The 23907-nt window shown below is 47.0% G+C and carries 22 protein-coding genes; 2 read left to right on the top strand and 20 right to left on the bottom strand.

Going from position 1 to position 23907, the window contains the following annotated elements; genetic code table 11:
• Window positions 1–124: 124 nt before the first annotated feature.
• The 4 genes from ABMB67_RS10220 to ABMB67_RS10205 all read right to left on the bottom strand — a co-directional run bounded on the left by ABMB67_RS10220 (window position 125) and on the right by ABMB67_RS10205 (window position 4108).
• Window positions 125–502, bottom strand: a complete 378-nt coding sequence (locus ABMB67_RS10220; protein WP_354572001.1) for a hypothetical protein — start codon at window positions 500–502, stop codon at window positions 125–127.
• Window positions 503–552: 50 nt separating this feature from the next.
• Window positions 553–1356, bottom strand: a complete 804-nt coding sequence (locus tag ABMB67_RS10215; RefSeq protein WP_349775619.1) for an SDR family oxidoreductase — start codon at window positions 1354–1356, stop codon at window positions 553–555.
• Window positions 1357–1526: 170 nt separating this feature from the next.
• On the bottom strand, window positions 1527–2903 hold the full coding sequence (gene argH, locus ABMB67_RS10210) for an argininosuccinate lyase (RefSeq protein WP_354572000.1): 1377 nt from the start codon (window positions 2901–2903) through the stop codon (window positions 1527–1529).
• A complete protein-coding gene (locus tag ABMB67_RS10205; RefSeq protein WP_251223793.1) occupies window positions 2900–4108 on the bottom strand; it encodes an argininosuccinate synthase in 1209 nt (402 codons plus the stop codon). The genes argH and ABMB67_RS10205 overlap by 4 nt, the downstream gene beginning before the upstream one ends.
• Window positions 4109–4364: 256 nt before the next feature.
• On the opposite strand from ABMB67_RS10205, the gene ABMB67_RS10200 reads away from it, so the two are divergent.
• A complete protein-coding gene (locus ABMB67_RS10200) occupies window positions 4365–4667 on the top strand; it encodes a hypothetical protein (RefSeq protein WP_251223792.1) in 303 nt (100 codons plus the stop codon).
• A gap of 57 nt (window positions 4668–4724) precedes the next feature.
• Here ABMB67_RS10200 and ABMB67_RS10195 read toward each other — a convergent pair whose 3' ends face one another.
• The 14 genes from ABMB67_RS10195 to ezrA form a co-directional block, all read right to left on the bottom strand.
• Window positions 4725–5546: an EcsC family protein gene (locus tag ABMB67_RS10195; RefSeq protein WP_251223791.1), complete on the bottom strand. Its 822-nt coding sequence runs from the start codon at window positions 5544–5546 to the stop codon at window positions 4725–4727.
• 3 nt (window positions 5547–5549) lie between these two features.
• A complete protein-coding gene (locus ABMB67_RS10190; RefSeq protein ID WP_354571999.1) occupies window positions 5550–6503 on the bottom strand; it encodes a 3'-5' exoribonuclease YhaM family protein in 954 nt (317 codons plus the stop codon).
• Between the two features lie 206 nt (window positions 6504–6709).
• Window positions 6710–7912 carry an acetate kinase gene (locus ABMB67_RS10185; RefSeq protein ID WP_354571998.1) on the bottom strand — a complete coding sequence of 401 codons (1203 nt, stop codon included), beginning with the start codon at window positions 7910–7912 and terminating at the stop codon, window positions 6710–6712.
• Between the two features lie 203 nt (window positions 7913–8115).
• Window positions 8116–9108, bottom strand: coding sequence for a class I SAM-dependent methyltransferase (locus ABMB67_RS10180; protein ID WP_354571997.1), 993 nt, complete (start codon window positions 9106–9108; stop codon window positions 8116–8118).
• Between the two features lie 117 nt (window positions 9109–9225).
• Window positions 9226–9726, bottom strand: coding sequence for a thiol peroxidase (gene tpx, locus ABMB67_RS10175; RefSeq protein WP_251223787.1), 501 nt, complete (start codon window positions 9724–9726; stop codon window positions 9226–9228).
• Between the two features lie 199 nt (window positions 9727–9925).
• On the bottom strand, window positions 9926–10396 hold the full coding sequence (gene ytfJ / locus ABMB67_RS10170) for a GerW family sporulation protein (protein WP_251223786.1): 471 nt from the start codon (window positions 10394–10396) through the stop codon (window positions 9926–9928).
• An 18-nt stretch (window positions 10397–10414) separates the two neighbouring features.
• Window positions 10415–11077 carry a DUF2953 domain-containing protein gene (locus tag ABMB67_RS10165; RefSeq protein WP_354571996.1) on the bottom strand — a complete coding sequence of 221 codons (663 nt, stop codon included), beginning with the start codon at window positions 11075–11077 and terminating at the stop codon, window positions 10415–10417.
• 230 nt (window positions 11078–11307) lie between these two features.
• Entirely contained in the window at window positions 11308–11880 is a 573-nt protein-coding gene (locus ABMB67_RS10160; RefSeq protein WP_354571995.1) for an RDD family protein, read from the bottom strand.
• A gap of 18 nt (window positions 11881–11898) precedes the next feature.
• Entirely contained in the window at window positions 11899–12894 is a 996-nt protein-coding gene (gene sppA / locus ABMB67_RS10155; protein ID WP_251223783.1) for a signal peptide peptidase SppA, read from the bottom strand.
• Window positions 12895–12965: 71 nt separating this feature from the next.
• On the bottom strand, window positions 12966–14585 hold the full coding sequence (locus ABMB67_RS10150; protein WP_354571994.1) for an amidohydrolase: 1620 nt from the start codon (window positions 14583–14585) through the stop codon (window positions 12966–12968).
• A gap of 111 nt (window positions 14586–14696) precedes the next feature.
• Complete coding sequence (locus ABMB67_RS10145; RefSeq protein ID WP_251192352.1) at window positions 14697–14909, bottom strand: alpha/beta-type small acid-soluble spore protein; 213 nt, start codon at window positions 14907–14909, stop codon at window positions 14697–14699.
• A gap of 190 nt (window positions 14910–15099) precedes the next feature.
• Window positions 15100–16308, bottom strand: a complete 1209-nt coding sequence (gene thiI / locus ABMB67_RS10140) for a tRNA uracil 4-sulfurtransferase ThiI (RefSeq protein WP_354571993.1) — start codon at window positions 16306–16308, stop codon at window positions 15100–15102.
• Window positions 16298–17452, bottom strand: coding sequence for a cysteine desulfurase family protein (locus ABMB67_RS10135; RefSeq protein ID WP_354571992.1), 1155 nt, complete (start codon window positions 17450–17452; stop codon window positions 16298–16300). Before ABMB67_RS10135 ends, thiI begins: the two co-directional genes overlap by 11 nt.
• Window positions 17453–17629: 177 nt before the next feature.
• Entirely contained in the window at window positions 17630–19348 is a 1719-nt protein-coding gene (gene ezrA, locus ABMB67_RS10130) for a septation ring formation regulator EzrA (protein ID WP_354571991.1), read from the bottom strand.
• Window positions 19349–19590: 242 nt separating this feature from the next.
• Between ezrA and hisJ the strand changes: the two genes are divergently transcribed.
• A complete protein-coding gene (gene hisJ, locus ABMB67_RS10125; protein ID WP_251223778.1) occupies window positions 19591–20406 on the top strand; it encodes a histidinol-phosphatase HisJ in 816 nt (271 codons plus the stop codon).
• A gap of 25 nt (window positions 20407–20431) precedes the next feature.
• Here hisJ and refZ read toward each other — a convergent pair whose 3' ends face one another.
• Both refZ and ABMB67_RS10115 read right to left on the bottom strand, forming a co-directional pair.
• Window positions 20432–21055, bottom strand: coding sequence for a forespore capture DNA-binding protein RefZ (gene refZ, locus ABMB67_RS10120; RefSeq protein ID WP_354571990.1), 624 nt, complete (start codon window positions 21053–21055; stop codon window positions 20432–20434).
• Between the two features lie 228 nt (window positions 21056–21283).
• Window positions 21284–23524: a sensor domain-containing diguanylate cyclase gene (locus ABMB67_RS10115; RefSeq protein WP_354571989.1), complete on the bottom strand. Its 2241-nt coding sequence runs from the start codon at window positions 23522–23524 to the stop codon at window positions 21284–21286.
• Between the last annotated feature and the right edge of the window lie 383 nt (window positions 23525–23907).

Genomic DNA, 23907 nt, shown 5'->3' with positions numbered 1-23907 from the left:
CCAGCCGAAGCGCATTTCTGAAACAGAAAAAACCCCAAAGGCTAAAAAAACCTTTGGAGACATCCTTGAGAATGGAGAATAGAGCCTGCCTTTTGTGACAGGCTTTTTCTGTTGCGAACGTCCGCTATTCCGGTTTATGCCACACCCATGTAAAAAGCTTTCCTTCCCCGTTCATATAACGAATGTCGACGCTCTCCGCTTTTGGGTAGAGCGATTGCTGAATTCGCGATACAAGCTCTTCAATCGTCGCTCTTTCATCGAGGTTGATTTTCTCCAGTACACGCTCGACTTCTTCCTTCGCTTTTTCTCCTTTGATTACCCGTTCCCCCGATTCAAACTCATAATGATTCGGACTATCATATTCCCATTGATGTTCGATGCCATTTTCGATAATCGTCAGCCGGAATGAAAAGCTTTCCATCAGCTCTGTGCCGGCAGCATAAGCAGGAGAGCTTGCAAGCAAAAAGGCCATTCCAAGAAAGAGCATCCACATTTTTTTCAATTGTTATCACCTCGATAGTAAGGTGCGTTAAAAATGGAATATTATACATCCTAACGATAACGGTGTATGACATCCACCCCTCCGGTTACTTCCAGCACCGTTCCCGTCACCATATCGGCATCCTCTTCGCAAAGAAAGAGAATCGAGCGGGCGATGTCCTCCCCCGTGCCTGAGCGCCCAATTGGCGTCTCTCTGTCAGGGTGCTGACGTGCCTCGGCAATCGTCGCTTCCTTCATTTCTCCTAAAATATTTCCCGGACATACCATGTTGGCGGTAATCCCATATTCCGCTTCCTCAATCGAAACAGTTTTCATCAACGAAACAAGGCCGACTTTAGCGGCCGCATAGGCGGAGCGGTACAGCCATCCCGGGGCGCTGTTCGCTCCCTGGAAGCCATATGCAATAATTCTGCCGAATCGCTGCTTTCTCATAATGGGTACGATTTTTTTTAAAAGATAAAAAAACGCACTCAAATTGCCGTCGATCATTTGATACCATTCTTCTTCCTCGTATTCAACGAGCTTTTTCCGTTCAAATACATACGGCCCCGCATTGTTGATCAACAGATCGATCCGCTGAAAACGGTTCATCGCTGCCTCAACAGCCCGATAAATATCAGCTTTCTTCGTTACGTCCGCCTGGATAAACTGGAGCCGGCCCTCATAGGCCAGCCAGCGTTCTTTCAGAACCCGAACAGCCTCTTGATCACTGCGAAACGTCACCGTCACAGAATAACCCTTTGCCAACAAGCTTTCCGTCACCTGCACTCCTAAGCCTTTTGTTCCTGCCGTAATAAAGGCATGACGCATGCAATTCCCTCCTATGTCCTTCAGTCTCCTCACCTTCTCGATCATACTATGTTTTTCCTCATTCGTTAAGAAAAGCGACTGCACGATTTTTTCTTAGGCTACCCAAAAAAGAGGCTGAAGTAAAAGGTGAAAACAACCTTTTACTCCAGCCTCTAAGCAATATGCGGGGCCGCCACGATCTTTTGAATGGGGCTCTCACAGCTTTTATTCTGCATTTAGTCGGCAAGGCATTGCTTGGCCTTTTCGAGCGCTGCTTTTACTTGTTCGAAACCAGTGCCGCCTGCGCTGTTCCGCCGGGCGACAACCGTCTTCGGCTGCAGCACCTCGTAAATATCTTTATCAAATAATGAGCTCGCCTCTTCGTAATCAGAAAATGGTAAATCAAGCAGAAAGACACCCTTCTGAATCGCGACAAGAACAAGCTTCCCGACAACTTCATGCGCTTCGCGGAACGGCATTCCTTTCGTCGCCAAATAATCGGCGAGTTCTGTCGCATTTGAGAAATCCTGGTGCACCGCTTTTTCCATTGTATCTGCATGAACCGTCAATGTCTCAATCATCCCAGCGAAGATATGTAAGGAGCCTTTTACGGTTTCCACCGTATCAAACATTCCTTCTTTATCCTCCTGCATGTCTTTATTGTAGGCAAGCGGAAGTCCTTTCAACGTCGTCAGCAAGGAAAAGAGGTTGCCATACACCCGCCCCGTTTTTCCGCGGATCAGTTCAGCCATATCCGGGTTTTTCTTCTGCGGCATAATGCTTGAGCCCGTCGCGAAGGCATCATCGATTTCAACGAACTGGAACTCCTGTGACGACCAGAGAATCAGCTCCTCACACAAGCGCGACAAATGCATCATCAGCATCGAGGCGTTGCTGAGAAATTCCACGATAAAATCACGGTCACTGACTGCATCGAGACTGTTTTCATAAATGCTGTCAAAGCCGAGCAATTCGGCCGTATACATCCGGTCAATCGGGAAGGTCGTTCCCGCGAGTGCCCCAGCGCCGAGCGGAGAGAGATTGACCCGCTTCATGCTGTCTTCAAACCGGCCCAAATCACGTTCAAGCATCCAAAAATAAGCGAGCAAATGATGAGCGAAGGAGACCGGCTGCGCCCGCTGCAAATGAGTATAGCCGGGAATCAGCGTCTCGACATGGACAGCCGCCTGATCGTATAACGCCTTTTGCAGTTTTTTCAGCGCGGTAGTAATTTCTTTTAGCTGGTTGCGTAAATAGAGGTGCATATCGGTCGCGACTTGGTCATTCCGGCTTCTTCCGGTATGAAGCTTGCCGCCAACCGGCCCGATTTCATCAATCAGCATTTTCTCAAGATTCAAATGAATATCTTCCTGCTGCACGGAAAACTCGAGCTCGCCTTTTTCCGCTTTCTCACGCAATGTGCTCAAGCCCGCTTTAATTTGCTCGACTTCCTCATGCGAAAGAATGCCACACTTTCCAAGCATTGTAACATGGGCTAGACTTCCTTCGATGTCTTCGTTGACCAGCGCCTGGTCAAAGCCGATTGATGCCCCGAAGGCATCAACCCACTCTTCTGCTGTTTTCGTAAATCGTCCACCCCAAAGCTTCGTCACTGTGTGACCTCCTTTTTCTCTTTGTTCACCATGCTGTGTACTTTTGTTGTCAGCCCCCATAAAGAGATAAAGCCGACCGCCGCACTATGATCAAATTCGTCGTCCGTGGAGTAAGTCGCGAGCTTCTCGTCGTAAAGGGAATAAGGTGATTTACGTCCTTCGACGATTGCGTGGCCTTTAAACAGCTTCACCCGAACCGTTCCTGTTACCGATTTTTGTGTTTCCTTTAAAAAGGCCTGTAATGCAGACTGGATTGGAGAGAACCAAAGCCCGTCATAAATCACTTCTGAAAGCTTCTTGCTAATGACCGGCTTGAAGTGCGCGACTTCCTTCGTCAACGTAATATCTTCAAGCTCTTTATGCGCTTTGATCAGCGTCATGGCTCCCGGGCATTCATACACTTCACGCGATTTAATGCCGACCAGTCGATTTTCAACATGGTCGATCCGGCCGACTCCGTGCTTACCCGCGACATGATTCAGCTCAAGGATTAACTGGTCAAGCTGATAGGAAACGCCGTTAAGCGTTACCGGTACCCCTTGTTCAAAGCCGATTTCGATGATTTCAGCCTGATCGGGTGTATCCTCAATCGCGGCTGTTAATTCGTAGGCACCTTCAGGCGGTGTCGCCCACGGATCCTCCAAAATTCCGCACTCATTGGCACGTCCCCACAAGTTCTGGTCAACGGAATAAGGATTATCCAAATCAATCGGAATCGGAATATTGTTCTTCTTCGCGTATTCAATCTCTTCGTCACGAGACCATGCCCACTCACGTACCGGGGCCAGCACTTTTAAATGAGGATTCAATGCCTGAATCGACACTTCAAAGCGTACCTGGTCATTTCCTTTGCCCGTACATCCGTGCGCGACTGCTGAAGCTCCTGTCTGTTCAGCGATTTCCACGAGCTTCTTTGAAATCAAAGGACGTGACAATGCTGAAACTAGCGGATACTTTTCTTCATACATTGTATGAGCCTGAAGCGCCGGCAAAACAAATTCCTCGGCAAACTCTTTTTTCGCATCAATTGAATAGGATTCGATTGCACCGACATCAAGCGCCTTTTGCTTAACGAAGTCAAGGTCCTTTCCTTCGCCGACATCCAAGCCGACCGCGATCACATCATACCCTTTATCTGATAACCACTTAATAGCGACTGACGTATCCAAACCACCTGAATATGCTAGTACAACCTTCTCCCTCATTTTACATTCCTCCAATGAATAATAATACTCATAATATTATTTTTATACATTTCTGTGAAAAAAAAGAGCCGTCTTATTTTTTATGACTGCATAAAACCTAACTCATTTCTTATTAATATTCATTACTTTAACAGGGCTTATCGATTTTGGCAAGTGTTTATTCATCTATTTTTTATCTTTTTGTTTTCATTTTAACAAATGTCCGTTATCATCAACTGTATGGAAACGATTGTCGTAAATTATGAGGTGAATATACATGAGCATGACATTTCGCTATGACGCTCGTCTCGGTATCCCGCTGCCCGTGCTCTCATGCCGGTGGGAGGAAATCGAGCCAAATGTACAGGAAAGAATCCTGCTCGAATGGGAGGAAATCAGAGGCGCCATCCCGGATAAAGTGAAGGAGCTTGAACAGCAGATCGAAGCCGTTCATGCTGAAATGACGGAAGAAGAAGACTTTGAACGCTCTTGTGCCTTAAACCTAAAAATGGCTGAGCTTGCCTCTGTGATTAATGACCTGTGGATTTATTTCCGCACAACGCCGACTCTTTCAGCCTAAAAGAGACCTCCTTCATCCGGGGAGGTCTCTTTCTTATAGGGCTTGTACAACCCCTTCTTATTGCAGCAGTCTCCTCATCTGATAAAAGCGCTGTCCTACTTCAATTACTTGTTGAGTGAAGCGGTAATTGAGGCCGGCCCCGACCGCCATCCCTACTAAAGGCACGCCTTGCACCGTTTTTTTCCGTAACATGGCGATCATAAAGCTTTTTGCAACCTGGGCGAGCAATTGATCGAACCACTTTTGCTGAAAAATCGCGTCCTCTCCCTGATAAAAAACATCATCAGCCTGCTGTCCGACCTCAGCTAAAAGCTTATCCCACTCCGCTTTTTGGTAGGATTTCGGCAGCGTGGCCACATAAAGCAGTTTTAGAATATACACCATTTCAACCGGCTTTCTGCTGTCATATCCGTACACTTCCGCCAGCTGCTGTAAGGAACGGAGCTGAATGAAAGCCATCGCTGGTAAATCCAATGACAAAAGAAAGATTCCGCCCATTCCTGTCAGGCCGCCTTGCCCGAAGGCAAGCAGCCGCTGTTTCGCCATCAACTGTTCGGCCAAATAATCGAGCTGCTCCAATGAAAGCTGCCGCAAGTCGGAAATCGTTGCGATATTGGCATCAAAAATTCGGGCATATTGAATCATCCGGCGCCGGTTTTCTTCGTGGGAACGGCTATGCTGGCTCCACGCTTGAAGGTGAAAGAGGCAGTCATCAACTTTGGCGAGCCATTTTTGCTTCCGTTTTTCCCCCAGTTGATTAATAAGCAGTTCCGTCCATTTATGATAAGACTTTGTGAAATCAGAGCTTTCCGCGGTAAAATACGTTTCTTCCCAGTCCTTTATTTCCTGCCAACGCTGCTCGATCCGCCTTTCCGTCATACCCTACTCCTCCTTGTTCCTTTGCTCCGTATACATTTTTCGTTTAAAAAGCGCTGAATAGGTCCATGGCTCGCGCGCATTTTCAGCGATCATTTCAAATGTGTGCAGCTTCGTATTCAGCTGCTTAATAGAATGAAAAAAGAGAGCTTCAGCCGTCTTTGGAGAAACCGTACTTCCATAGCCGTCATCGACCTCTCCCATCTGACTGGCGACGCAATGCTTTAATGCTAACAGTTCGGGATCTTTCACAGAAATTCCTGCCTCCCTTGCCGCTTCGGAGATCAGCTCCAGGCCTAACGCAAGATGGCCAAGCATTTCTCCTTCTGTCGAATATTCAGGAGCAACCACTTCGGTGAAAACCTCGGTCTTTCCGATATCATGAAGCAAACAGGCAGCCAGGACAATGTCACGGTTGACAAACGGATAAAGCGGCAAGAGCTGATAGGCGCTTTGCGTGACTTGGACAATATGGTCAAGCAAACCTGCATAATAATGATAGTATGCTTTCGAAGCGGGGATCGTCGTCATTCGATCACGGATCGTTTTCTGACTGTACAGCTGCTTGACGATCGCGCTCAGCACCTCTGAGTGAATATCCTCCATCATCATCCTTAAATCATGCCACAGCTCTTCGCGTAAAACACCTTTTCGCGAAATCAATTCGGAAACATTGACGCCATCCTCTTCTGTCGCCAGGCGGATCCGGCGGATGTTCACTTGCTTTTGTCCTTTATAGCTCGTGATCGTTCCTTCCAGCTTCACAACCGCTTTCCGCTGCAGCAAATTCCTTTGTTCAGCTGTCACATCCCACAGCCGGGCCGGGATCAGCTGAAGATTGCGTTCAAGAATAAAGTTGGCATACTCACTGCCGTTCGAGGCCTGCTTTATTTCGCGCTCCCGCAATAGAAAAAAACCCGAAATTACCTCTCCCTCTGCCATATCCAAAAAAGCTGACATACGAGCGCCTCCTCGCGATTGTTCTCATTACAACTCTATACCCTGCTTATCCTTTACTCACTCTCATTCTAGCGCTCCCTCCTTGACAAAGTAAAGGACTTGTCCCCAAAGGCCCATTTTCACCTTTTGGGACAAGTCCGAAGCAGCAAGAGTAGGAAGCATAATCAGGAATTTTTTATCCAACCCGTGCCACAATACGAGCCGGATCAGCCTTTTGAAAGCGCCCCTGTCAGCCTCACCGTATCGCGGGCTATCATCACTTCTTCATTTGTCGGGATAATCAGCACTTTAACAGGAGAATGCGGATAATTAATAAACGCTTCCTTGCCACGGACTTTGTTCAAGCTTGGATCCCAATACACGCCCATGAATTCAAGTCCGGTCAAGACACGCTCTCTGATCACATCGCTATTTTCACCAATCCCCGCTGTGAAAATAATGGCGTCAACCCCGCTCATTCTCGCGGCATAAGAGCCGATATATTTGTGAATACGTGAAGTAAACACGTCAAGCGCCAGCTTCGCCCGTTTGTTGCCGGCAGCAGCTTCACTTTCGATATCACGCAAATCACTGGAAAAACCCGACACACCCAGCAATCCGCTTCTTTTATTCAATGTTTCAAGCACCTCATGGGCATCTTGATTCGTTTTTTCCATAATGTAAGGAATCAGTGCCGGGTCAATATTTCCCGAACGCGTTCCCATTGTCACACCAGCCAGCGGGGTGAAGCCCATTGAAGTATCAATCGACTTTCCACCTTTAATCGCAGCAATACTCGCTCCATTTCCAAGATGGCAGGAAAGCAGACGCAATTCCTCAATCGGCCGCCCTAACAACTCGGCCGCCCTCTGAGAGACATATTTATGAGATGTTCCGTGAAAGCCGTATTTGCGAATGCCGTATTTTTTGTAATAATCATACGGCAAGCTGTAAAGAAACGCGCTTTCCGGCATCGATTGATGAAACGCCGTATCAAACACCGCTACAGCCGGCACATCCGGCAGAATTTCCTTAAACGCCTGGATGCCGACGAGATTGGCCGGATTATGAAGGGGAGCCAGCTCAGACACTTCTTTAATGCCTTCGATTACTTCCTCGGTCAATAAGACTGAATCATTAAACTTTTCCCCGCCGTGAACGACGCGATGACCGATTCCTTCAATATCGGAAAGAGAGTCGATGATTCCGAGTCCTGTCAGCCTTTCAAGCAGAATTTTTACCGCAACTGAATGATTGGCGACTTCAAGATGTTCCTCGTGCTTTTCCCCATTTACTTCAATCGAAAATACTCCTTCTTCAAGGCCGATTCGTTCAAACAGACCCTTCGTCACGACCTTTTCCTCAGGCATATATAAAAGCTGGAACTTCAATGATGAACTTCCCGCATTAATTGCAATAATATTTGCCACTCATGAACAGCTCCTTTTTAATAAAGACGACACTTCCTTTCCATTTAAGCACCGGTATACGCTAATTTCAAGTGAATCCTCGTATTTACAAGCGCTTTCTCGTGAATTCTTTATTTTCTGAATTGAGCATACAGCCTGCTTCAAAAAAAGATGCACAGCAAAGGGTGTAGGTTTCCTTTACTGCACATCCGCTTTGTGATGGATTACGCCATTCCCAATTGTTCTTTGTACCATTTGTTAATCTGCTCAATCATATCGGCGAGAGCCTGTTTATTAGAAAAAGAAGGAAGCTCTGCTAACAGCGCCTGCTGCGGCTGATGTACACCTTCCCCTTTCTTTTGCAGCATGAAAATACTGCGGCCGAACGTTTCCGACTGAAACATGCTCTTTGGGAGCTGGAGCAAGCCGAGAATGTTTGCTTGCTGTTTAATATACGTATGCAGACGGTCCGCCTGTTCACTTTCAAAGAGGAAATTCGGAACAACGAAATACAAAAAGCCGCCGTCCTTTGTTTGCTGAATCGCCTGTTCAATCATTAAATGATGAAGAAAGGAATGCCCCTCTTCTGCCTGAAGGTGATAGCTTTTCGCCACATCATCCTTCGGGTAAAAGCCAACCGGCAAATCGGTGACGACAAGGTCAACCTGCGGGAAGGCGAGCGGCTCGATACTGTCCTGGTGAAACAGATCAAGTGCGTTTTCCTGCAAGTTGGCACTGACATAGGCGAGCTTGACCAAAGTCTCATCCACCTCGAACCCGCGGGCTGCCAACGGCTGTATGGCGTTATTCAGTAACGCGTGGACGAGATTTCCCGATCCGGCGGCAAGGTCGAGCAAGCTGGCTGGTTCTTTTCTTTGCTGTAATCCTTTATTCACTAAATAGCTTAAAAACAAGCAAACGGCATCAGGCGTCATAGAATGGTGCGGCTGAACAGCCCCTTTCATTCCTTTTAGCACGGCAAGCTGAAATGCCTTCCGCACTTCTTCCTTGGCAAAGGCCTGCTCACTGAGCTTCTCTACTTGATTCAAAAGCCATTTCTGTTGCTCCGGTTCAAGCGGCTGACAAACTTCCTGCCGGAACAGATTCTCTCCTGCCTCTGCCACCCCTTCAAGATAGGTGCAATCCCAATGCTTCTCCAAATACAAAGCCGCTTCATCCAAATATTGATACAAACTTTCCACACGTCGATCTTTCATCTACTTCCCACCTTCATAAGCTTCCACTTTCTTCTATTGTAACAGAAAGAAAAGGCTGTCCCAAAGGCTTCACCCTTTAAGACAACCTCATTTCCTCATCCTCTTCTTTCCTAAGCTTTACTTTGCTGCTTTTGCAGCTTCCAGCGCCGCTTCGTAATCAGGATGATTTGTAGCCTCTGCTACATATTCTGCATACGTTACCGTATCAGAGGAATCAACGACAAACACGGCTCTTGTTAAAAGGCGAAGCTCCTGAATCGCGACACCGTACGCTTGACCGAAAGAAAGATCACGATGATCAGAAAGCGTTTGAACATTCTCAATCCCGGCAGCGGCGCACCAGCGCTTTTGCGCAAACGGTAAATCAACGCTAATTGTTAGAATCTCGACATTTGGCAAGCCTGCCGCTTCTTCATTAAAACGACGGGTCTGCTGATCGCACACCCCTGTGTCAATGGAAGGAACAACACTGATAAGGCGCACCTTACCGCTAGTTGAAGCGAGTGTTACTTCAGATAAATCATTAGCAAGTACCGTGAAATCAGGAGCCTTTTCTCCTACTTTTACTTCATTGCCCAGCAATGTGATCGGATTGTTTTTAAACGTCACTTGTGCCATGCTGATTCCTCCTTTTTCGATTGGAAATATGTACATCCCTATCTTACACGAGAAAAGGAACCGCTGACAACAAAAGAGTATCCTGAATTTGGACACTGGCACAAACCCGCTGTGAGACATCCACTCACAACGGGTTTTCACATCATAGCGGTTGGACGAAGCCGCTGTCCTCTTTGACAACCTTCGCGCCTTTTTACAACTATACCGGCGGCTGATCGTGGCGGGGTTGCTGATAATGGTTCTGCTGCTGTCCTGTCTGATAGCTTGAATTTGTTTGCTGTTGATTCGAACTGAGCATCTGCTGGATTTTTTCCACTACTTGCGGAGCAAAGTCAAGCAGCTTTTCATAAAGGTGAGTGTTGCTGTCAAGATGCACCATTTTCACCCCGTGGCTGTTTACAACTAAAAAGGCAATCGGCGTTATCGAAACACCGCCACCGCTACCGCCGCCAAACGGATGTCCGGTATCATGCTCGTCACCATGATGAGAAGATTCAATCACAAACTCGCTCCCACCGGCCGCAAAGCCGAAACCAACTTTTGAGACAGGCATAATGACGCTGCCGTCCGGGGTTTCAACGGGATCACCGATAATTGTATTCACATCGACCATTTCTTTTAAATTTTCCATTGCTGTTTTCATTAAGCCTTGAATCGGATGATCTGACATTTTTTCTTCCTCCTGTCGTTACATAGTTTCTTGAACCGCGTCCTTTTCGGACCTTGTCGGCCTTTGTTTCCAATGCTTAAGCAGCATTAGAACTGCAACGATAGCATGTCCGATTCGAAAGGAAATCATGCATGAAAAGGAAACTTGCGTGATCACTTCCTGAAACCGCGGATCCACTCTGAGCTTCGGAAGCTGCTTGACTTTTACATAATGTGACAAAAGGCCAATCATGCTCCCTTTCAATCCCCAGATCACCCCGCTTAGCTGAGCGGTCATGGCCGCTTCTCCCACTCCAAAGGCAGTATACCAATGAAGCTGTTTGAGCGAAACGTGGCGAAGGAACCGCTTCATAATTTGATGAAGACCGACGACATGATGCACTAGATCGTTCAATAAGCGAAAATCATTCAATAACGTATCGATCGTAAATGCCTGTGTCTTATCTGATTTTTTTGGTCCCATCTCCTGCTCTTCCCTGACGATTAAAGAAAGAGACGTATCATCGAGCTGAATAACCGGAGCTGAGAACGTATAGACGCGCATCCCCCAAACACGAACAGCTACCTCAAGCAAATCATCATCCTTCAAATGACGATAAATGATCGAGATTGTCAGCTTCGTAATCATGATGAGGACAAGCAGCAGGACTAGAATGAGTAAAATAATCAGGAACCAGCGCATGTCATTCTCCTTAGCAGCATAATGTCGAAATGTCCCTATTTTGCCCTTTTCCTGGTAAATTAAACGAAAAGGGGATGAGACAAAAGGTTGTTTTTTTTCCCTTTTGCTCATCCTCCCTAAGCAGCGGGCGACGTTCGCGCATCGTTTTAAGGCTGGAAGGAAAGTGGGGGTTCATTCCTTCCAGACGCGCGCAGAACGAAGCCACCGTTCTCTTTTCATCCCCTTTTATTTCACTGAACAGGCTGGTAAATCATCTGTTCCGTCTCTTTCTCCTGAATGACAAACGTATCGGCGACCATGTCATGCAAGCCTTGTTTGCGTGCGGTGAACGCCACGGTCACATACAGAATTTGCAAAAAGAAAAAGATATGGTGCAGCAGGCGGCCGACACCTTCCCGAAATAGGATTTGCCCCCAGGTTAACGGCAGACCATTGACGGAAATCACCCGTAACCCGAAAACCATTTTGCCGATCGTCTGTCCGGTAACCTTTGTCATGATCGCAAAATAAAGGAAAAACAGCAACGCCGTAAGCACGGTCTGCCCGCTAAAGAACGTGATCGTTATGTCTCCCCCACCTGCCAAACGCCAGAGAGGGGTGAGGAGTAAACCATTTATTGCATAAACCGTTACAAGATCAAGCAGGAAAGCCCACAGTCTCAGCCAAAAGCCGGCCAAATAGTAAGGCGCCTCCACTGCTTCCGGCTGCATGACATGTTCCCGCTCTTGCTTGCGCTGCATCGCCCGATGACGCAGTTTGCCATTTACCGTTCGTCTTCCATCAGAACGTGGTCGTTGCTCCACTTTCCTTCAGCTCCTCCCTTAATTTGTATAAAGATACTTTAACGTTGGCGAGCGATGCTCCGCCAATAAACGGTGAAGCCCGGCAAGCTCATCCTCTGATGACAGCATTCTGTTTACCGACATTGAAAAAAGCTGAGAAAACCCAAGACTTGATTCATATTGAACAACGCTGTAATCCGCCCCTAAATAGTCCTTCATTGCCGCGATTGTATCATCGAGGCTTCCCAGCTGATCGACGAGGTTTAATTCCAGCGCCTGCGCGCCACTGTAAATGCGGCCATCCGCAAGCCGGCGAACCTCATCCTCAGCCATGCCCCGGCCGTTAGCGATTACAGCGACAAATTCATCGTAGGATTCGTCAATTAAAGCCTGTAATATCGCTCGGTCTTCCTCTGTCATCTCGCGAGTCGCAGACATAATATCCTTATACGGTCCACTCTTGATCGTATTCACTTTCACCCCATAGTTCTCCGCTAATTCGGCTACATTGATCGATTCCATAATCACACCAATTGAACCGGTAATCGTCTGTGGACTGGCGACAATTTGCGTTGCCGGCGCGGCAATGTAATACCCGCCTGAAGCGGCCATGCTCCCCATCGAGACAAAGACCGGCTTCCCATACTCCTCCTGCGCTTCGATAATCTTCTCATGAATTTCGGCGCTCTCGACTACACCGCCTCCTGGTGTGTTGACCCGTAATACAATGCCTTCCACAGCAGGATCCTTGGCGGCATGCTCTAATTGTGACAGCAGCAGGCGGTGATTATAGCTTGACGTTTGCAGCCATCCTGTTTCACCGTTATCCTGTATGACGCCATTTACATCGAGCAACGCAATAAAGCCGCTCCCATCTTCCCCTCGTTCGACAATTGTTTCTTCCCATTGATTCCCGCCCGGCATTCCCCAGGCCGTTGATTCAGAAAAAATTGTGGCAGTCGCTACATTCATTGCAGCAGAAGCCACTAACAGCATCGCTACTGCAATTAAAGCCAACCAGCGTTTTCGGCTCATCCTTCCACTCCCTTACATGTTTCATCTTTTTTACCATCGTTCATGATACCATACAATCTGGCGGCTTACAGTTACGATTTAGCATCGTTATCCCCGCCCCGGGTATACACGACCGTGTTATCGACAACCGTCATCATTACGTTAGCCTTCACAATCTGATCCGGCTCGCACGTAAACAAATTCGTGTCAAGCACCGTAAAATCAGCTGTAAACCGAGGCGCGATTTGTCCCCTTTCCTTCTCTTTGTTACTCGCATAGGCGCTGCCCCGGGTAAAAAGCGTCACTGCTTCAAATACAGAAAGCTTCTGCTCCGGCAGGTAGCCTTCATGCGTCTCGCCGGCTTTTCTGCGCGTCACTGCGGCATGAATGCCGAGCAAAGGATCAACCGGCTCAATCGGCGCGTCCGAACCGCCGGCGCAATGCAAGCCCCGGGCCAACAGACTCTTCCAGGCGAATGAGTGCGGCAGCCTGTCATAACCAAGACGCTCCATGACCCATGGAAAGTCTGAAACGACGAAGCGGGGCTGAATATCAAGCACAACAGGGAGCTTCGTCATTTGCTCGACTAACTCGTCATTAACAACTTGAACATGAATCAAGCGGTCTCTGCCTTCGCCGTCTGCCAACGGATACGATTGAATTGCTACCAGCGAAAGGGCCAATGCTTGATCGCCAATTGTATGAAGCGCGACCGGACGTCTTTTCGCTCGGGCCAGCTTGACAAGCCTCAGCAGCTCTTCTTCCGTATGAATCGCCACACCGGACGTTGACGGATCATCCGTATACGGATCGCGAAGCAGCGCGGTCCTGCCGCCAAGAGCGCCATCGACGAAGATTTTAACCGCGCCCAGCTCCAAAAACGGGCTGATTTCCCGCTCTTTGACGCCTGCTGCCTCCATCTCGGCGAGCGCCTCATGATGAATAAGCAGATGGGCGCGGAATTTCCGCCGTTTGCCGTCGATTACTTCCTGAAACTGTTTAAATGTCCGCAAGAAGCCGCCATAATAAAATAGATCCTCCGTATGTCCGCCGACGAGTCCAAGCTTTACTACATCATCTACAGCTGTCATCAACGCCCTGCGTATGTATTCCTCTGATACCGGTGGGATCACCTGCTTGATCAATTCCGTCGCCGTATCTAATAAATAGCCTGTCGGTTCCCCTTGATGATCCCGGACAATCACTCCCCCGGGTGGATCGGGAGTCGCGCTTGAAATGCCCGCCCGCTTTAATGCTTCACTGTTGACCAGCGCGGCATGGCGGCAAATCCTGCTCAAATACATCGGCTGATCGGGAGCGATTTCATCGAGCTCTGAGCGGTGAAAAATTTTCCGGTCGCTGAAATTGTTTTCATTCCAGCCTTCAGCAAAAAGCCACTCGTCCTCTTTGTTCTCCAGCACCTTTTTCCGCAAAAGCTGTTTCATTTCTGCTGCCGAGGCCACTTCTGACAAATCAAGCCGAAGCAGCTTTTCCCCATGTCCGATCAGATGAAGATGGCTATCGACAAAGCCCGGATAGACAAACGCACCGCCAACATCCCGCCTTGACGTCATTCGATCTTTATATTGTCGCTCAAGCTTCTCCGTTTCTCCGACAGCTTGAATTAATCCATTTTCGACATAAACGGCTTCTGCCACTTCCCCTTCTTGGCTCATCGTAAAAAAGGTTCCGTTGTGCCATAAGGTTCCCATCCGCATTCTCCTTTCCCCTTCATATTCACCTACTATCGTGCCAGATAGAATGAGAAGATGCAACGCAAAGAGGGCGCCCGGTTAGGACACCCTCTGGAAGCCAATACTATATTATTGTTGTTGGAAACCACCCATTTGTTGTTCAGCCATTTGAACAAGACGCTTTGTGATCTCTCCTCCTACAGAACCGTTGGCACGAGAAGTAGAGTCAGCTCCTAGTTGCACACCAAATTCTTGTGCAATTTCATATTTCATTTGATCTAAAGCTTGTTGTACACCTGGTACAAGTAATTGATTGCTGTTACCGCTGTTGTTGCTTGCCATGTGTCTCACCTCCTTCTGTACACATAGAATGAGTCGAAAGGGCAGAAAACATGCAAATAGCTTAATGGTAATTAATGCAAATACATTTAAGAAAAAACGCGGCGTGCGGATTCGCTATACCCTTTTTTGTAACTCGAAGAAGAGTAATCGCTACGCTCATTACGAATCACCGGAAATTCTTTTTGATTTTTTAAAACAGTTCTTCGATTTCTTCCTGGGCTTTCGTATAACTTGTAATCGTAATTTGCTCCGTTCTTTCGACAGCATCGTTGACATACTTCTCAGTCTCGACAAACTGCTCGAATTTATGGGCCTGATCGCGTCTCGGTCTCGTTTTTGAATCAGGCGGCAAAAAGATCGTACAGCAATCTTCATATGGAAGAATGGAAATATCATAGGTGTCGATGCGTCTGGCGATTTCAATCACTTCCAATTTATCCATTGTAATCAGTGGACGAATAATCGGTAAATTCGTCACTTCATTAATGGTGTTCATGCTGTGCAGCGTTTGACTGGCGACCTGCCCAAGACTTTCCCCTGTCGCCAAGGCGAGAATCTTTCGTCGTTCAGCAATTTTTTCGCTGATTCTCAGCATCATCCTGCGCATAATCGTCATTTGAAAATTACTTGGCACTTCCTGATGAATATGCTTTTGCATTTCGGTAAAAGGGACGAGGTGAACGACGACGCTGCTGCCAAACTTTGTTAACGTTTTCGCGAGGTCGAGCACCTTTTGCTTCGCCCTTTCATTCGTATACGGCGGACTGTGAAAATGAATCGCTTCAATTCTTGTCCCGCGCTTCATCGTCAAATAACCGGCGACCGGGCTGTCGATTCCGCCTGACAGAAGCAGCAACACTTTCCCTCCGGTTCCAACTGGCAGTCCCCCGGCTCCTTGATACGTCGCTGAGGTCAGATATGTCGCTGTTTCCCGTACTTCGAGGCGAATGTCTAAATCCGGCTGATGAACATCCACTTTCAATTGATCGGAGGAATGGGCCAGCACATAGCCGCCAACTTTGTGATTGAGCTGCTGCGTATCATATGGAAACTGCTTGTAAGCGCGCTTCGTTGTAATTTTAAATGTTTTCACCGGCGTTGGATGACTGTTCAACACCTCCAGCGCTCCTTTTTGAATCGCGGCAAGATCGTTCTCGACCATTAGCGCCAGGCTGAACGAATGAATCCCGAAAATATTTTGCAGCTTCTCGATGATCGCTTCATGATCTTCTCCGTTTAATTCAATGATGATCCGGCCGAATGTCCGCTTATAGCGCAAAGCGGGAAACATCTTCAAGCTCATTTTTATATTTTCCTGGAGATGCTTTTCAAAAAGGGAACGGTTCTTCCCCTTCAACGCAAGCTCTCCGACACGTACTAAAATATGATTATACTTCACGTTTTACAACCTCCAACAATTCAGGGATAACGGTTTGCAATTCCTTATTCAGCGCGGCGATCTCTGCCTCTGTCGTTTCAAAAGACAGGCTTACCCGGATTCCCGCGCTTGCTCTGTCCTCGCCAAAGCCCATCGCGGTCAATATTTGACTCGGTGCGGTCAGCTTCGAGGAACAGGCTGATTTTGTCGAGACGTAGATCTCCTTCTCACTTAATGATTGAACGAGGACCTCCGGCTTTATTCCCGGTACGGAAAAGTTAATGATATGCGGTGCGGCGCTGTCAATCTCAGGAGAGTTGACATACACCCCTTCTATTTGATGCAGAACATCGCGCACTTGTCTGTTTTGCTGAACCAATTTCGCCAGCTTCTGCTCCTGCTGCTCAACCGACATCCGTAACGCTTTGGCCATCGCCACAACACCGGCCACGTTTTCCGTTCCGGCGCGAATCCGGCCTTCCTGCTGACCTCCCTGAAAAAGTGGGCTCAGCTGCAGTCCCTTGCGGACATATAAAAAGCCCGTCCCCTTCATACCATGGAATTTATGGGCTGAACACGTGCATAGATCGACATTCGACGCTTTTACGTTCAACGGCACTTTCGTAATCCCTTGAACATGGTCGACATGATAATAGACTTTTGGATGGCCCGCGAGCCGCTTTCCAATTTCTTCAATCGGCTGAATCGTACCGACTTCATTATTGACATGGATCAGGGAAACGAGAATCGTATCCGGCCGCAGCGCCCGGCTGACATCATCAGGCTCAACTCGTCCTTCCCCTGTTACAGGCAAATACGTCACTTCAAATCCTTCACGCTCAAGCTGCCGGAAGCTTTCCAGCACAGAAGGATGCTCCACCTGACTCGTGATCACATGCTTCCCGTGCGTGCTTCGGGCATAAGCTGTCCCTTTGATCGCTAAACTGTTGCCCTCTGTTCCCCCGGAAGTAAAGATAATTTCCTGTGCCTCGACCTCAAGCAAATCAGCAATCCGGTTTCGCGCTTCTATCAGCAAATTTTCGGCTTGCATTCCCAATGAATGCAGCGATGAAGGATTGCCGAAATAACGTGTTGCCACCTTCATATATGCTTCTGCCACATCTTTATATGGTTGTGTTGTCGCGCTGTTATCTAGATAAATCATCTGCCTGCCTCCCTATATACACCCATCTATGTTAGCACAAAATCGGCAAATAACAAGCTTGTCGCCTTCGTAAAAAAGCATGAGCGACGAGGCCTGTAACTCGATGAAGAGCAATGGCTACGCTCATTACGAAAAAGCTGCTGAAAAAGTAAAAATCATACTTTTTCAGCAGCTTCGTCAAATCTCCTGCTTTAATCCACTTTTCTGATACATGTTCAAATATTCCTCGACCCGTTCCAGCACATCAGGGTCATAAGGCTTGATCACAGCAACAGCTGTTTCAACCGCTTGTTCATATTCATACTGACGGAAATAGTGCTCCGCATTCGTCAGCCCTTGATGCACATCATGTGAGCGGCTGCGGAAGCGGTTGCCGAACTGAATGACATACTCGGCAAATGTTGCCAGCTCAATTGTCTCGTTGATCAGTTCTTCGCTTTCCTTAACCGTCTTTACTGCTTCCTCGACGAGAACGGTAACCCGCCCCAGCTCCAACGGAACCTGATGCAGCTGCTCGGACGCTTCATCCATTTTCTGCTCAGCTTCTTGGAGCGTAAGCAGCGCGGCTTCCGGCAGTCCTGGAATATTGCTTTTTTTGATCGTCCGCTTCGTGTCCAGCAATGTTTCCTGAAGCGAGTGGAGTGTTTCCTTTGCCCGCCATTCGTCCTCGCGTAAAGCAAACAACGCCTGTTTATCCTCGGCGATGGACTGAGTCAGCTTCGTAATCTCAAGCTTCCATTCCTCTACCATCTCACGGATGGACGTGAATGTCTGACTCTCATTGGCCGTAATTTCCTGTAAGACATCCAGCTGTCTGGTGAGATCAAGTACCGCTTCCTCCATCTTTTTCCTTGCGGCGAGCTTCTCTTTCGAAATATGATAGCTCTGCTGAACCTGAACGGTCTCCTCAAATAAATCATTGATCTGATTTTTGGCCTGCTCGCAAAGCTGCTCAAGCTCGGGCAACTGCTCTGTCACAAATTGCTTTGAATCAACTTCAAACTCCAGCAGCTCATAAATCCCTTCTATTTGGGCTGACACCTCGTGCAACCGCTCCTCGGCCTCATCACATTTCAACGCCAGCAGCTCTTCCTTCAGCTTGTCGAGCTCGCTTTTGATGCCTGATAGCTGTTTTTCCAGCGAAAATGGTTCCAGCTTGTAGCCGGCCTCTTCCATCCCTTTCATGCCTTCCTCGATTTCTTTAAGCTCATTTGGAATGGTCGTCTCAGCCTGAACCAACAGCTTTGGATAACGCTCAAGCAGGGACTCTGTTTCCTGAAGCAATTCACCCGCTTTTAGCAGATGATCGCGCGCCTTCAGATAACTCCCTTCTGCTGTCGCTGTTTCGAATGATTCGAGCAAGGTTTGAATCTGCTCCATTCGTTCATCAAATCCGGCCACACCCTTCCCGAGTGAACCCCGGCGCTTTAACAAAGCGGCCTGCAACTCCTTGTAACGCCTTCTCACATCATCGATCTCCGTCCGGTTCTGCTCCTCGCTTTGAACGAGCTGATCGATTTCCTCAAGCATCTGCTTCAATTGATCTTCAATCCCTTGCAGCCTCTGGCGGGTAGTTTCCGTTTGCAGCTTTGCTTTTTTAAAGCGGTTTTTGGCTGCCAGCTCCTCTATATCAAACAATTGCTCTTCAATGTTTGGTAAAATAGTGCCGACAATATCATCCCATTCGCTCCGCCATTCTTCGAACTTTTCTTCCGTCTGGCCTGACATATGTAATTGTTTCACCTTACCGATTTCTTCCGGTATCGTCCGATTTAAAATGTCATTTTTCCATTCTTCTAACTGGTCTACTTCTTTATACGTTTTCCTGCGCAAAATGGCGCTTATTACAATTAAAACAAGGATAATAGCAATAGCTGTATAAACTACATAACGCATGTGAGGACTCCCTTCTATAGATCCTTGGAATGTTTTGTATTGAAGGCCTCAATTTGAGCTTCTAAAAAATACAGCGAATTTCTCATCGCCCTTTTGTTTTTCTCTACAAAACACAAATATCCTTTATATATTGACAAATTTTTTATTTTTCACGACTTTAATTATGTATTATGATACCATGAAAGTAACACTTTGTACGTTTTTTTCGTGGTTCTTATTTAATTTTAGAAGGAGATTCTACGATGGTACACGATGGACATGTTCACAGCCCCCTTTGTCCGCATGGCACAAAGGATGATTTTGTCGATTATTGCGAGAAAGCCATTGCCCTTGGCATAGAGGGAATCAGCTTTACGGAGCATGCCCCGCTCCCCGCTTCCTTCGATGATCCCACCCCTCAGCAGGACAGCGGCATGAACCCGGCTGATTTACCACGGTATATCGAACACATTCAATTGGTAAAGAGAGAATATAAAGGAAGGCTCAACATTCTGCTGGGCCTTGAGGTTGATTATATTGAAGGATTTGAAAAGGAGACGGCCGACTTTCTGAACGAGGTTGGCCCATTGCTGGATGACAGCATTCTTTCCGTTCACTTTCTCCATCTTCGCGACCGCTATCTTTGTCTTGATTACAGTCCGGATGTCTTTCAGTCAGCGGTTGATTTGCTCGGCTCTACCGCCAAAGTGCACGAGCATTATTATCAAACCGTTTTCGCTTCCATCAAGGCGGATCTGGGCCGCTACAAGCCAAAAAGAATCGGGCATATGACGCTCGCCCGTAAATTCCAAAAACGCTTTCCGGCTCCCGATTCGCAGTTGTTCGCAAAAGAGATCACCCGTATTCTGACAGCCATCCAGCAAAAAGGATATCAGCTGGATTACAATGGCGCAGGCTGCCTGAAGCCGCTTTGCCGTGAGCCTTACCCTTACGCAAGCATCATTGAAGAAGCCGTTCGGCTGAAGATCCCGCTTGTCTACGGCTCGGACGCTCATTCGGCCAATGGGCTGCTCAGTGGCTACGACCAGCTTGCCGCAGCTCCGCTGGCAAAGCCGTAGCTTTTTTCGTCCCGAAACAGGAAGCTTACGCGATTCCTGTTTCGGCCTTGGGCTGACAAAGGGCGGCCTTCACCCATCTTGCAATATGCTCCATATACCGGTCGACGAAATAAGGCTCTTTCGGTGACAGCTGGTACAGCTCCTGAAAATAATGGGGAGTCAAATAAGGCATATTCACCATCGTCCGGATCTGAATGATCACATAGTCGACCGACTGGCGCTGAAACTCTCCTTTTTTCATCCCAAGCTTGATCATTTGCTCGTAATCATGCTTTTCCTTCCGCAAATAAGTTGTCATAATTTCCCTGACAAGAACGGAGTCGAGCGTCATTTCGCGATGTACCATTCGCGCGGTATAATGATTTGTCGCCTGATAAACAAGCAGCTCCCTGATCACCGAAAGCAGACTCTCCTGGACGGAGTTCGTTTGCTGCCTGATCGCTTTATGCATCGTTTGCAAATATCCTTCGAGAAATTGAATCAAAATCTTTTCATAGAGCGCTTTTTTTCCGCCAAAATAGTAGGAAACCAAAGCGATGTTCACATTGGCTGAGGAAGCAATATCTCTGACAGAGGTACCATCATATCCCTGGGTATAAAAGAGTCTGATCGCTGCATCTACCATTTTCTCTTTCGTTGATCCCTTCATGTTTTGTTGTCCCCTTTGTCATAGTCTTCTTCCCCTTCTGCTTCGCCCCGACGCTGATCAATTCCTTCCATAATCCATCGACATTGGCCGAAGAACTTTCTACATTTTTTTCAGTCAAAAACAGACAAAAAGCTTGTCCTGAAAGGTTCACTTGACTAACCTTTCAGGACAAGCCCAGAGCAGTATCCAGCCCCGCCTTTGTAAAGCGGATATTCATTTACGCGCTCGTTATTTCACAACGACACGATTTTTCCCTGTTTCCTTCGCTTCATAAAGAGCGGTATCGGCCTGATTGAACAGCAGCTTCAACGATACTTCGCTTTCTCTTGAGCTCCAATGTGAAATCCCAATCGACACTGTGACGCGGGGACTCGTTTCAATCGCCACGGCTTTGACGATCCGCTCTGCAATCTGCTGCCCAATCTTCACCTCGATATTCGGGAAATAGATGGCCAGCTCTTCCCCGCCCCATCTTGCCGCAATATCTTCCTCGCGAATGTTCCGTTTCATAATATTGGCGACCTGAATGATGATATCATCGCCTACCTGATGCCCGTACGTATCATTGATTTGCTTAAAGTTATCAATATCAAGCAGCAAAAATGTCCCCTGATTCTGCTTGTACATCGACTCTTGAATCCGCTCGTCCAAATGGTTACGCGAAAACAGCTTCGTTAAGTGATCGGTGATCACGAGCCGTTCGAGTTCTTCGTGCAGCATGGAATTGGAAAAAGCCAAGGTGGAATGATGAACCAAAGATTGCAGTAGTTTAAAATTTTCAAAGGTAAAGTGATAGGAGCTTTGATGAACCGTGACAACCATCCCTTTTAGTTCATTGTTCTGAATCATCGGCACCATTAATACTGACTTGTAAAAATCGAGCTGAACATCTTCATGACGCTCCGTATCCCCAATGTAAATCGGGTCTTTATCGCGCTTCACCTTTCTTATTAACGGCTCGAGGGCATCAAGGGAATCTTCATTTTTGAAAAAGGGTGTACTTCCGTCAAGAACGACGGCTTCCCCATTGGCATGGAACATGATGAAACCCACTTCTTCGGCTTTAAATGACTCGATGATCTGCTGCGTCATAAAGTTGATCGTATCCGCCAGGCGCAGATTTGAATTTAACTGGTGTGACGTCTCGTTAATAAGCTGTAAATCATGAATCAGATTTCTCGATTGCTGATAAAGCTCAGCATTTTCTAAAGCGTTCCCTCCTGTATCCGCCAGCATTTGAATGAAGTCAATTTCATACTGCGGCACATGGACATCTTCAGAAGTCATAATTTCCATCACGCCGTAAACACCTTGCTTGCCGCGCAAAGGGGCGTAAAGAATCTTTGAATTGTCCTCCAGTTCTTTATCCACTTGGATTTGGCCGGTTAAATACGCATGCTCCGCTGTACTGTTACCGCTTTCCGTTCCATATTTCAACGGCTTAATGGAGACATTTTCGTTCACTTGCCATTCCTGTGAAAGAAGGAGATGGACGTGGTAGTGAGGATAGGCTCTTTCAATCGCCTCGACAATCTCCCCCAGCACTTCACCAATGTCCATTGTAGAGTGGAATTTCTTCGTTACTTGCAGTAAAATATCCCGCCTTTGTGCTTCCTGGACATCTTTTTCCTGTATATATGCTTTTTCAAGAATCGGTAAAATTTCTTTGATCGACTGCTCGTAGTCATCTTTTGCTTTTTGAGCCTCATGCTCGGTTTCAAACGTAAACAGGAGCAGGGAAACAGGCTTGTTTTCCACTTCTATGGCACAGATGACGTGGTAGTGATAATTGTTTTCAAACAACTGACTGTCTTTTAACAGCACAAACGGCTCCGCACCGATTTTGCTTTCATAGTGCTGCTGTTTAAACACCGCGTCAAAATGATCAAGATCCCAATGAGACGGATAAAACAAAGGAACGAATCGTTCTTCACTTCGCTCGACAATCACTAACTTGCCGGAGCCGCTGTCGTTTTTTTTATAGCAGGTGTTTAACGCATTGGCCAGCGAAGTAAACTCCATTTGATAGCCGGCCAATTCCAGTAATTCATTAATCGGAAACATCTTTTTCTTCTTCAGTCGCTTCGTCGTCAGTCCTGACCCGGTCACAACCCCTTCTAAATAGCTGATAATCGGCTCTTCCTTTGCCGAAGCAGAAAGAACGACACCTAAATATAACGGAGTATCAATATGTTCGTGCGCAGAGAAAGGAACTGCTAGCAAAACAGAGTCTTTACACTTGCATTTTAGCTTTTGTGCTGAAAAGTTGCTTTCAAAATAGGTGAGCGCCTCGTCCATGGAAGGCGGCACATAACCCATCTTGTATGCGGAGAGAATTCTCTCATTTGATGCAATAAAAAAAACAGCAGGTTCAAATAAAGCTGTACTCTTGTTACTGTTTGAGACAAGCTCTTCCAAAAATGGTCTATATTGACTATTGTCGCTGTTTCCATTCAGAATTTTATCCATTCTCTTACACCACCACATAACATGCATGTTAAATGACTCACATTTGCACTGATTTTTAATGATTTCCTTAGCCAAAATTAGTGAAGTAGGAAAATATGCCCCTCCCCCTCATAAATATATGAACCATTTCATTCATTAAATCATCATTCTTTTGGGTCTTTCTACATCTATTATAAAACAACTTATTCCATTTTACTATGTAACTAGAACGTTCCGATACAAAAAATTATGAATTTTTTTATCTCCCTTCTCAATATTCCGCTCTCTTCTTGACATTAAACGTGTAAATTAATATAATGGAATTTGTGTAAAAAGACAGCCAGTGTAAACATACTATGTTTTTCATTTTGTTCCTCGATGCGGCTGCATGAATCGAGGTGCAT

This window comes from Halalkalibacter oceani (assembly GCF_040544555.1).
Lineage (GTDB): Bacteria > Bacillota > Bacilli > Bacillales > Bacillaceae_D > Halalkalibacter > Halalkalibacter oceani.
The sequence above is the reverse complement of the archived record's forward strand: the minus strand, read 5'-3'. Positions and strand labels throughout refer to the sequence as shown.

Coding starts and splice junctions, on each gene's coding strand:
- ABMB67_RS10215 (WP_349775619.1), bottom strand. CDS start 1,356: ATGATCGAGAAGGTGAGGAGACTGAAGGACATAGGAGGGAATTGCATG.
- ABMB67_RS10205 (WP_251223793.1), bottom strand. CDS start 4,108: ATGAGGGAGAAGGTTGTACTAGCATATTCAGGTGGTTTGGATACGTCA.
- ABMB67_RS10200 (WP_251223792.1), top strand. CDS start 4,365: ATGAGCATGACATTTCGCTATGACGCTCGTCTCGGTATCCCGCTGCCC.
- ABMB67_RS10195 (WP_251223791.1), bottom strand. CDS start 5,546: ATGACGGAAAGGCGGATCGAGCAGCGTTGGCAGGAAATAAAGGACTGG.
- ABMB67_RS10190 (WP_354571999.1), bottom strand. CDS start 6,503: ATGTCAGCTTTTTTGGATATGGCAGAGGGAGAGGTAATTTCGGGTTTT.
- ABMB67_RS10180 (WP_354571997.1), bottom strand. CDS start 9,108: ATGAAAGATCGACGTGTGGAAAGTTTGTATCAATATTTGGATGAAGCG.
- tpx (WP_251223787.1), bottom strand. CDS start 9,726: ATGGCACAAGTGACGTTTAAAAACAATCCGATCACATTGCTGGGCAAT.
- ytfJ (WP_251223786.1), bottom strand. CDS start 10,396: ATGTCAGATCATCCGATTCAAGGCTTAATGAAAACAGCAATGGAAAAT.
- ABMB67_RS10165 (WP_354571996.1), bottom strand. CDS start 11,077: ATGCGCTGGTTCCTGATTATTTTACTCATTCTAGTCCTGCTGCTTGTC.
- sppA (WP_251223783.1), bottom strand. CDS start 12,894: ATGAGCCGAAAACGCTGGTTGGCTTTAATTGCAGTAGCGATGCTGTTA.
- ABMB67_RS10150 (WP_354571994.1), bottom strand. CDS start 14,585: ATGGGAACCTTATGGCACAACGGAACCTTTTTTACGATGAGCCAAGAA.
- ABMB67_RS10145 (WP_251192352.1), bottom strand. CDS start 14,909: ATGGCAAGCAACAACAGCGGTAACAGCAATCAATTACTTGTACCAGGT.
- ABMB67_RS10135 (WP_354571992.1), bottom strand. CDS start 17,452: ATGATTTATCTAGATAACAGCGCGACAACACAACCATATAAAGATGTG.
- ezrA (WP_354571991.1), bottom strand. CDS start 19,348: ATGCGTTATGTAGTTTATACAGCTATTGCTATTATCCTTGTTTTAATT.
- hisJ (WP_251223778.1), top strand. CDS start 19,591: ATGGTACACGATGGACATGTTCACAGCCCCCTTTGTCCGCATGGCACA.
- refZ (WP_354571990.1), bottom strand. CDS start 21,055: ATGAAGGGATCAACGAAAGAGAAAATGGTAGATGCAGCGATCAGACTC.
- ABMB67_RS10115 (WP_354571989.1), bottom strand. CDS start 23,524: ATGGATAAAATTCTGAATGGAAACAGCGACAATAGTCAATATAGACCA.